Raw genomic sequence first — 7,808 nt, 5'->3', positions numbered from 1 at the left:
CCGAGAGGAAGAGGGCCACGTCCTGCACCGTGCGCGCCATCGGCCCGGCGGTGGAGAGCGGCGACCACGAGCCATCGTCGTCGGGCACGCGCCCCGGCGATGGGCGGAAGCCCACGATGTTGTTCCAAGCCCCCGGGTTGCGCAGCGAGCCGCCGGTATCGCTTCCGTCGGCGAGTGGGACGAGGTTGCAGTTGAGGGCACACGCCGCGCCGCCGCTCGAGCCGCCCACCGTCTTGTTGCGGTTGAAGGCGTTGCGGGTGGCGCCGAACACCGCGTTGAACGTGTTGGAGCCGGCGCCGAACTCCGGCGTGTTGGTCTTGCCGAGCGTGATGGCGCCCGCCGCGCGCATGCGCTTCACGATGAGCGCATCGGTGGTGGGCACATAATTCTCGTACAGCTTCGAGCCGCGGGTGGTGCGGATACCGGCGGTCTCCACCAAGTCCTTGTGGGCCACGGGCAGTCCGTGCAACACGCCCAGCGGTTCGCCGCGTGCCTGCTTTTCGTCGGCCTCACGGGCCCACCGCTGCGCCATCTCTGGCACGAGCGTGACGATGGCGTTCACCTGCGGATTCACGCGCGCGATGCGCGTGAGATGGGCGTCGAGCACTTCACGCGCCGACACGTCCTTGCGACGGATGCGCGCCGCGAGTTCCGTGGCAGTGAGCGACGTGAGATCGTCGGTGGGCACCGGGGTGGACACGGTCATGGTAGGCGTGAGCGCGGGAAGCGAAGCCGGGAGCGCGCCGCCCAGTGCGGCTGCACCGAGCCACTGCGCGAAGTCGCGGCGCGAAAGCGGATCCATCATCGACCCTCGTCGCGCAGCATGCGCACAGCCGGGGTATCGAGATCGTCCATCTGCCCGCTCCGCGCGCTCCAGACGAAGGCGCCCACACCGGCCGCCACGAGCAACAGCGCCAACGGCAACACGATGAAGATGACACTCATGTGATCGACTCCGCGGTGGCGGTCGCCTGTCGGCGCCGCGCAAACGAATGGCCGTACCAGCTGCCCAGCACCACCGTGATGGAGCTGGTGGGCATGAGCACGGCCGCGATGAGGGGGGTAAGCAGGCCCAGTACGGCCATGCCCGCCCCAACGATATTATAGCCGATGGAAAAGGCGATGTTGCGGCGGATCACCCGCATGGTCCGCCGCGCGCCTTCCGTGAGCTCCACGAGCGCGCCGAGTCCGGGGCGCGTGAGGTACATGTCAGCGGTGGCGAGACACGCTTCGGCGCCGCCGTGCACCCCAATGCCCACACTCGCCGCGGCGATCGCGGCGGCATCATTCACCCCGTCGCCCACCATCACCACGGTCCCCTGCTGTTTGCACCGTTCGATGAAGGCGAGCTTGTCCTCCGGTGATGCCGCGCCGATGGCATCGTGCGGTGCGAAGTGGAGCGCTTGTCCCACCGTCGCCACGACATCGGGGGCATCGCCACTGAGCATCACGGTCCGCCATCCGCGTGCCCGTAACTGCTGCAGCGAGGCGAGGGCATCATCGCGGATACGATCGCCAAGACCAGCGATCGCGATCAGTACGCCGTCGACAGCGACGTGGACGGGAGTCTGGGTCTTGTCGGTCGATGACAGTGCATCGCGGACCATCGGGTCGACCGACGTAGTCGCCTCCGCAACAAAACGCGGGGATCCGACGCGCACCATGTGGCCGTCCACGAGCCCTTCGAGCCCGCCACCGGTGACGTGACGCGCCTCGGCTACCGTCGGCGTGGCGAGTTCCGGCCAGGCGCGGCGGAAGCCGTCGGCCAACGGATGCGATGAGCCCTCTTCAAGAGCGAGCACGAGTGGCTGTACCCACTCCGGACCGGTCCAGCTCGTGAGCGCCGTACGTCCCTCAGTGATGGTACCGGTCTTGTCGAGCACCAGCACACCAGGCTTCGACAGCAGCTCGAGCGCATCGCCCCCTTTGATGAGCATCCCGTTCCCGGCCGCGCGTCCCACGGCCACCGTGATGGCCAACGGGGTGGCCAGCGCCAGCGCGCACGGGCAGGTGACGATGAGCAGCGCGATGGCATCATCGAGCGCGGCCGGCGCGTTCAGCTGCATCTTGATGACGAACGTGGCCACGGCCATGAGCAGTACCACGGCGGTGAAGATACCAGCCATTCGATTGGCCATCTGTACGATGGGCGCACGCCGCCGCGCACTCTCCTCCACCTGACGCAGCAGCGTAGCGATACGGCTGGTTTCGCCCGCTTGTTCGACCCGCACCCGCACCGGGGCTTCCACGTTGAGGGTGCCGGCAAACACCGTGGCACCCTCCACTACCGACGTGGGGCGCGACTCGCCGGTGAGGAGCGCGGCGTTCACGCTCGTGCGACCACGAATCACCACCCCGTCGGCGGCGAATGTCTCACCGGCGCGCACGTCGAGCACCATGCCCGGCAGTAACGCTTCGGCGGGAATGTCGCGCACCGAGTCGCCCGCCGTACCCTGATCGACAATACGTGCCGTGGACGGCGCAATGGCGTGCAGCAGTTCGGCAGCATCAGCCGCCATGCGCTGCCCGCGTTGCTGCAGGAACCGTCCCACCAGCAACGCGAAGATGAGAATGGCGAGGCCATCGAAATAGATGGGCCCCTCGCCGGTCACGGTGTTGATACCGCCGCGCACCAAGCCCGCCGCGAGTGCGATGGCGATGGGCAGGTCCATGTGCAACGACCGGGTGCGCAATGCGGCCCACGCGCCGGTGAAGAACACGCGGCCGGGCCACACGAAACTCGGTACCGTGATGGCGAAGCTGAGCCAGCGGAAGAACGAGGTGTAGCGCGTTTCCATGCCGTTCAGTTCACCCGAGTACAGCGCGAGCGCCAGCAGCATGACGTTCACCGCGATGGCGCCGGCGATCCCGATGCGCACGAGCATCGTGCGGTCTTCGCGCCGGCGCATGTCGGCGCGCGCCACGCCGCGGAACGGATGCGGCGGATAGCCGAGCACGTCGAGCGCGCGGGCGATCGACGACAGAGTCGCCGCGCTCGCGTCCCATTCCACCACGGCGAGGGAGCGGCGCACATCGAGTTCGGCGCGCACCACACCGGATTGGAGCAGCGGCATGCGCTCCACCAGCCACACGCACGACGCGCAATGCACCCCTTCGAGATACAGCTCGGTACGCGAGAGCCCTTCGGGGGTTCGGGCGATGTACAGCTGCGCGAAGGCCGGGTGATCGAACTCCTCGTAGCTGCGGCCGGAGGCCCGCACCGGCGCCTCGCGCCGCTCGGCGAAGCCGTAGTACGAATCGAGCCCGTGCTCGTGAAGAATCGTGAACGCCGTGTGGCATCCTGTGCAGCAGAACTGCCGCTCGGCGCTGTCGTCGACCAGTCCCTCGGGAACGAGCAGTCCGCAGTGTGCGCACAGCACGTCGGCGTGGGGCATCGCTTCCGGGGCGGCTACAGTGACAGCGAGGCGCATGGTGTCAGTGGACATGCGTCCCCTCGGTGCTTGAGGTCTTTACAACGACCGCTGCCGTCGCGGCGTGCGATTCGTGCGCGTTGTGATTCGGCGACGTCCGCGGGAGCAGGCGCCCCGACATCGACAGGAGCCCCATCACCAGCACAACGGCCGCGCTCACCGCGGGAAGCCGTCGGCGGAAGGGGGCCAGGACGGTTTGTGCGCCCACTCCCATCGCCACGAGGGCCGGCACCGTTCCCAGCCAGAACACGGCCATCGTGATCATGGCGCTGCGCACGCTTCCCGTCCCGCCCGCGGTGGCCACGAACACGTACAGCCAGCCACAGGGCAGCAATGTGGTGAGTAGTCCGGTCAGCCCGGCGCGCACGGCGAGCGGCTGTTCACGGACGGCGTGCAACACCCGGCCCAGTGCCCGTTGCCAGGCCGCGGGCGCCTGCAGCGCGCTCAATGACACGCCGCGCTGTGCCGCCATGGTGCTAACGGCCCATCCCACCATGAGGGCGCCGGCCACGACGGCCGCGGCGTGACTCACGCCGACCAGTGCACCGGCTCTCGACACCCCAGCGCCGAGCATGCCTGCCAGCGCACCGAGCAGGAGATACGACGCCAGGCGTCCCACGTTGTACATGGCATGGGCGCGCAGTGCGGCCGGTTCGTTCCCCTTTGCCGAGCCGGCATAGAAGCACACGAACCCGCCGCACATGCCGGCGCAGTGGACACTGCCGACCAGGCTGGCCACGAGCACGCCCGCCGTCGTGGTGATCACCGGCGGCTCGCCGTGGCCGTGGTGGTGGCGCGAACCGCGGTCACACGTGAGCTGGCTGAGAAGCGCTGACTTCCCTGTATGGCATCGATCCGCACTTCCCACTCACCCGGGTGGGCGATGGGCAGCGTCGCTGCGTAGGTGCCTGGGGTCTGCTCTTCGAGCACGGCGGTGAGCGTGTCGTTGGCACGGGCGTTGAAGCGGGCCATCACGGCCACGTGCGCACCGGGTAACGGTGCGGCCGAGGCATCACGCAACGCGACCGACACACGTGTGTGCTTGCCGTCGCCGATGCTGTCGATGGCCGTATCGAACCCCCACCCGAGGGCGAGGTTGGCCCGCTGCTGCGCCATAGTGGAGTCGAAGTGGACTGCTTTGCGGTAGTAGTCCGGTTCCACCGAAAACGACGGATCGTCATTCGCGATGCGCATCACCACGATGTTTGCCGCCACCGTGAGCGCGAGAATCGTCGTGACCCCAATGGGCCATCCCATGCCCTGTTTCATGGCTTCGCACCTCCCGGCGCGACGATGCCGCCGTAATTCGGGCCCAGCAACCGGTAGCGCACCGATTCCAGATAGCCGCGATCGTCGGACACATTGATGGTGATGAAGCGTTCGCCGTTGGGGAACGCGCGGGCCGGTAGCAGCACGAAGACACTCGTGGTACGCGTCTCACCGCCCTTCACAGCGAGCGGATTTTCCGGTGCTACCACCGTGACTTCGCTGGCGCTGATGCCGCCAGCCGTGAGGCTGTCGAGCACGATGCGGTACTGCATATCGTCGCCACGACGGTTGGTGATCTTCACGCGAATCTGGTTGGACACACGACCGTCGGCTTCGAGGGCGAACGGTCCATCGAGGCCGCGCAGGACCGTGAGGTCGGCCGCCTGCTTGAGGTACATGGTGGCGCCGAGGCCACCGAGCAGGATGGCCAGCACCACGGGATAGAGAATCGTGCGCAGGCGGAGCAGGTGCCTCGGCTTGCCGGCGATCTCGTCCTGCGACGAATAGCGGATGAGCCCCGTGGGCTTGCCGATCTTCGTCATGATCTCGTCGCAGGCATCGATGCACTGCGTGCAGTGCACGCACTCCATCTGGAGGCCATTGCGAATGTCGATGCCCGTGGGGCAGGTCTGCACGCAAGCGTTGCAGTTGATGCAATCGCCGGCGTTGGGATCACGGTCTTTCCCGGCGTGGGCGCGCGGTTCGCCGCGCACGTAGTCGTACGCCACGATCTTCGACTGCCGGTCGATGAGCGCCGACTGCCAACGGCCGTACGGGCACACGATGAGGCACGTCTGTTCGCGGAAGTACGTGAAGTTGAACCACACGATCCCCGTGAACAGCACCACGAAGAAGAACGCCGACGGATGATCGGCCGGCGAGCCCAGCATCCAGGTGTAGAGCTGATCGGTGCCCACGAAGAAGGCGAGCATCGTGTGCGACACGAACAGCGCCAGCAGGAAGAAGGTGATGTACTTGCCGAGCCGGCGTGGCGTGAACCACGCGCCCTGCTTGTCGAGCGTGCGCGAGTGTGTGTAGCCGCCGTCGAACCAGCGGCCGATGGGGCGGAAGAGGAACTCGAGATACACCGTCTGCGGACACGCCCACCCGCACCACGCGCGTCCCCAGAGCGCGGTAACGAGGAAGATGCCGATCACGCCGCTGCCCAGCGTGAACATGAACAGCAGCGTGTCGGTGGGCAGGAACGTGTAGCCCATGAGCGTGAATTCGCGGCGCGGCAGGTCCATGAGGAAGACCGGCTTGCCAAACACCCGCAGGTGGGGGGCGGCGAAGAAGATCGCCATGAGCAGATACGCGACGACCTGACGCCGCTGCCACCACTTGCCATGCGATGGCTTGGGGCGAATCCAGCGGCGGCTGCCGTCTTCGTTGAGCGTGGGGAGGACGCGCCTCCCCACGCCCGGGGGCGCTGCAGTGGTACTCACGACATGCTCGGTGCTGTGGTCACGGTGTGACCGGGTTTCCCTGCGGCGCCTTGGGGTTGGCCGGGGTGGTGCCTTGCAGTGTGCTCACGTACGCCACGACCGCGGCGAGTTGCGCGGGCTTGAGCGTCTTCCCCCAGGGCGGCATGCCCTTCTCCAGCACGCCGTTCGTGACGGTGTTGTAGATGTCGGTGATCGCGCCGCCGTGCAGCCAGTACGCATCCGCGAGGTTGGGGCCGATGAGGCCACCACCGTCGGGGGCATGGCACGAGGCGCAATACGCCGTGTACGTCTCCTGCCCTTCCTCGAGCTGCTCGTGATCCTTGGCGAGCGCGAGCAGCTGATCGGCGTTCATGTCACCACCGGTCGGGGCCGGATGCGCCTTCGCGTAGGCCGCCATGGAGGCCTCGTAGTCGGCGATCCGTCCCTTGCCGTTGCCGACCGGGCCGATGTTCATCACGTAGATGACGGAGAAGATGATGGTGCCGGCGAAGGTGAGCAGCCACCAGCGCGGCATCGGATTGTCGTACTCCTGGATGCCGTCATACGTGTGATCGAGGAGCTTGTCCTGGATGTTGTCGTTCGTGGGGCCAGCCATGAGTCAGCGCTCCGCGGTGCGGGGAGTGAGCACCACATCGTCTTCCAGCGGCAGGCGCGAAGCGGCTTCGAGCTCGCTCTGCCGTGACGGCATGAAGGTGCGAATGGAAATGGCGACGAACACGCCGAGGAACAGGACCAGCGCCACCTCGGTGTAGAACGACAGCTGCGCGTACGACATGATGTCGGAGAGCTTCATCAGTTGGTGCCTCCGTTCGCGGTGCGCGTGGCGGTACGGTTGTCAGCGGTCGTCGTCACCTTGATGTCGCGACCGAGGCGCTGCATGTAGGCCACCATGGCGATGATCTGCTTGTCCTCGAGGCCAGCCGGTCCGCCCTGCTCCGTAATGACCGCCGCGATCTGCTGCGCCTGCGCGCGCGCCATGCCGGGCGCCTTGTTCAGCGCGTCGCCGTAGGGCACGCCCACCATCGCCATCGCGTCCACACGGCGCTGGATGCCGTCGAAGTCGAGCGGCTTTGTGAGGAAATGCGCGTACGCCGGCATGATGGACTTGGCCGTAACCGCGCGCGGATTCTCGAAGTGCCGCACGTGCCAGAGGTCGGGATACTTGCCGCCCTCACGCGCGAGGTCGGGACCGATGCGGCGCGAACCCCAGAGAAACGGATGCTCGTACACCGACTCGCCGGGCTTGCTGTACTCGCCGAACCGTTCGGTTTCGTAGCGGAACGGACGCACCATCTGCGAGTGACAGTTGAAGCACCCCTCGGCGATGTAGAGATCGCGACCCGCCAACTCGAGCGGCGTGTACGGCTTCACGCTCGCGATGGTGGGGACGTTCGACTTGATGAGGAACGTGGGGAGAATCTCGAACAGCGACGCGACGAGCACGGCCACCGTGGTGAGCGCGGTGAAGAGCATCGGCGCGCGCTCCCACGCGCGGTGCCACTGCACCTGATTGAAGCGCGCCCAGAGGCCATTGGCCGGCACCACCGGGTGCTCTTCCACGTACGCCTTCGGCAGCGGTGCGGCCTCGATGACCGGCACCTCGTACTTCGCGGGGCGGTTGGCCCACGTCTTGAAGATGTTCCAGCCGAAGACGACCATGCCC

Annotated in this window: 9 protein-coding genes; all 9 read right to left on the bottom strand. The window is 67.0% G+C overall.

Annotated elements, in window-relative coordinates:
* Positions 1-706 (bottom strand): amidase family protein (locus ACIQ6O_RS10185; RefSeq protein ID WP_396207677.1); only part of this gene is annotated, 706 nt, incomplete at its 3' end.
* Positions 707-801: 95 nt separating this feature from the next.
* Entirely contained in the window at positions 802-945 is a 144-nt protein-coding gene (ccoS, locus tag ACIQ6O_RS10180; RefSeq protein WP_396207676.1) for a cbb3-type cytochrome oxidase assembly protein CcoS, read from the bottom strand.
* On the bottom strand, positions 942-3,446 hold the full coding sequence (locus ACIQ6O_RS10175) for a heavy metal translocating P-type ATPase (RefSeq protein ID WP_396207675.1): 2,505 nt from the start codon (positions 3,444-3,446) through the stop codon (positions 942-944). Before ACIQ6O_RS10175 ends, ccoS begins: the two co-directional genes overlap by 4 nt.
* Positions 3,436-4,197 (bottom strand): sulfite exporter TauE/SafE family protein, encoded by a 762-nt coding sequence (locus ACIQ6O_RS10170; protein WP_396207674.1) that lies wholly within the window; start codon positions 4,195-4,197, stop codon positions 3,436-3,438. Before ACIQ6O_RS10170 ends, ACIQ6O_RS10175 begins: the two co-directional genes overlap by 11 nt.
* Complete coding sequence (locus tag ACIQ6O_RS10165) at positions 4,194-4,700, bottom strand: FixH family protein (RefSeq protein WP_396207673.1); 507 nt, start codon at positions 4,698-4,700, stop codon at positions 4,194-4,196. Before ACIQ6O_RS10165 ends, ACIQ6O_RS10170 begins: the two co-directional genes overlap by 4 nt.
* Positions 4,697-6,145 (bottom strand): cytochrome c oxidase accessory protein CcoG, encoded by a 1,449-nt coding sequence (gene ccoG, locus ACIQ6O_RS10160; protein WP_396207672.1) that lies wholly within the window; start codon positions 6,143-6,145, stop codon positions 4,697-4,699. The genes ACIQ6O_RS10165 and ccoG overlap by 4 nt, the downstream gene beginning before the upstream one ends.
* Before the next feature lie 19 nt (positions 6,146-6,164).
* The gene (locus tag ACIQ6O_RS10155; protein WP_396207671.1) at positions 6,165-6,740 is read right to left on the bottom strand and encodes a cbb3-type cytochrome c oxidase N-terminal domain-containing protein; all 576 of its coding nucleotides are present in this window, start codon (positions 6,738-6,740) and stop codon (positions 6,165-6,167) included.
* A gap of 3 nt (positions 6,741-6,743) precedes the next feature.
* Positions 6,744-6,938, bottom strand: coding sequence for a cbb3-type cytochrome oxidase subunit 3 (locus ACIQ6O_RS10150; RefSeq protein WP_396207670.1), 195 nt, complete (start codon positions 6,936-6,938; stop codon positions 6,744-6,746).
* On the bottom strand, positions 6,938-7,808 hold an 871-nt coding region (gene ccoO, locus ACIQ6O_RS10145; RefSeq protein WP_396207669.1), incomplete at its 5' end, for a cytochrome-c oxidase, cbb3-type subunit II. The genes ccoO and ACIQ6O_RS10150, both read right to left, overlap by 1 nt.

The sequence above is a fragment of the Gemmatimonas sp. genome (genome assembly GCF_044345575.1).
Lineage (GTDB): Bacteria > Gemmatimonadota > Gemmatimonadetes > Gemmatimonadales > Gemmatimonadaceae > Gemmatimonas.
The sequence above is the reverse complement of the archived record's forward strand: the minus strand, read 5'-3'. Positions and strand labels throughout refer to the sequence as shown.

What these genes read in the sequence shown, in the direction of transcription:
- ACIQ6O_RS10175 (WP_396207675.1), bottom strand. Translation starts at nt 3,446, where the DNA reads ATGTCCACTGACACCATGCGCCTCGCTGTCACTGTAGCCGCCCCGGAA.
- ACIQ6O_RS10155 (WP_396207671.1), bottom strand. Translation starts at nt 6,740, where the DNA reads ATGGCTGGCCCCACGAACGACAACATCCAGGACAAGCTCCTCGATCAC.
- ccoS (WP_396207676.1), bottom strand. Translation starts at nt 945, where the DNA reads ATGAGTGTCATCTTCATCGTGTTGCCGTTGGCGCTGTTGCTCGTGGCG.
- ACIQ6O_RS10150 (WP_396207670.1), bottom strand. Translation starts at nt 6,938, where the DNA reads ATGAAGCTCTCCGACATCATGTCGTACGCGCAGCTGTCGTTCTACACC.
- ACIQ6O_RS10165 (WP_396207673.1), bottom strand. Translation starts at nt 4,700, where the DNA reads ATGAAACAGGGCATGGGATGGCCCATTGGGGTCACGACGATTCTCGCG.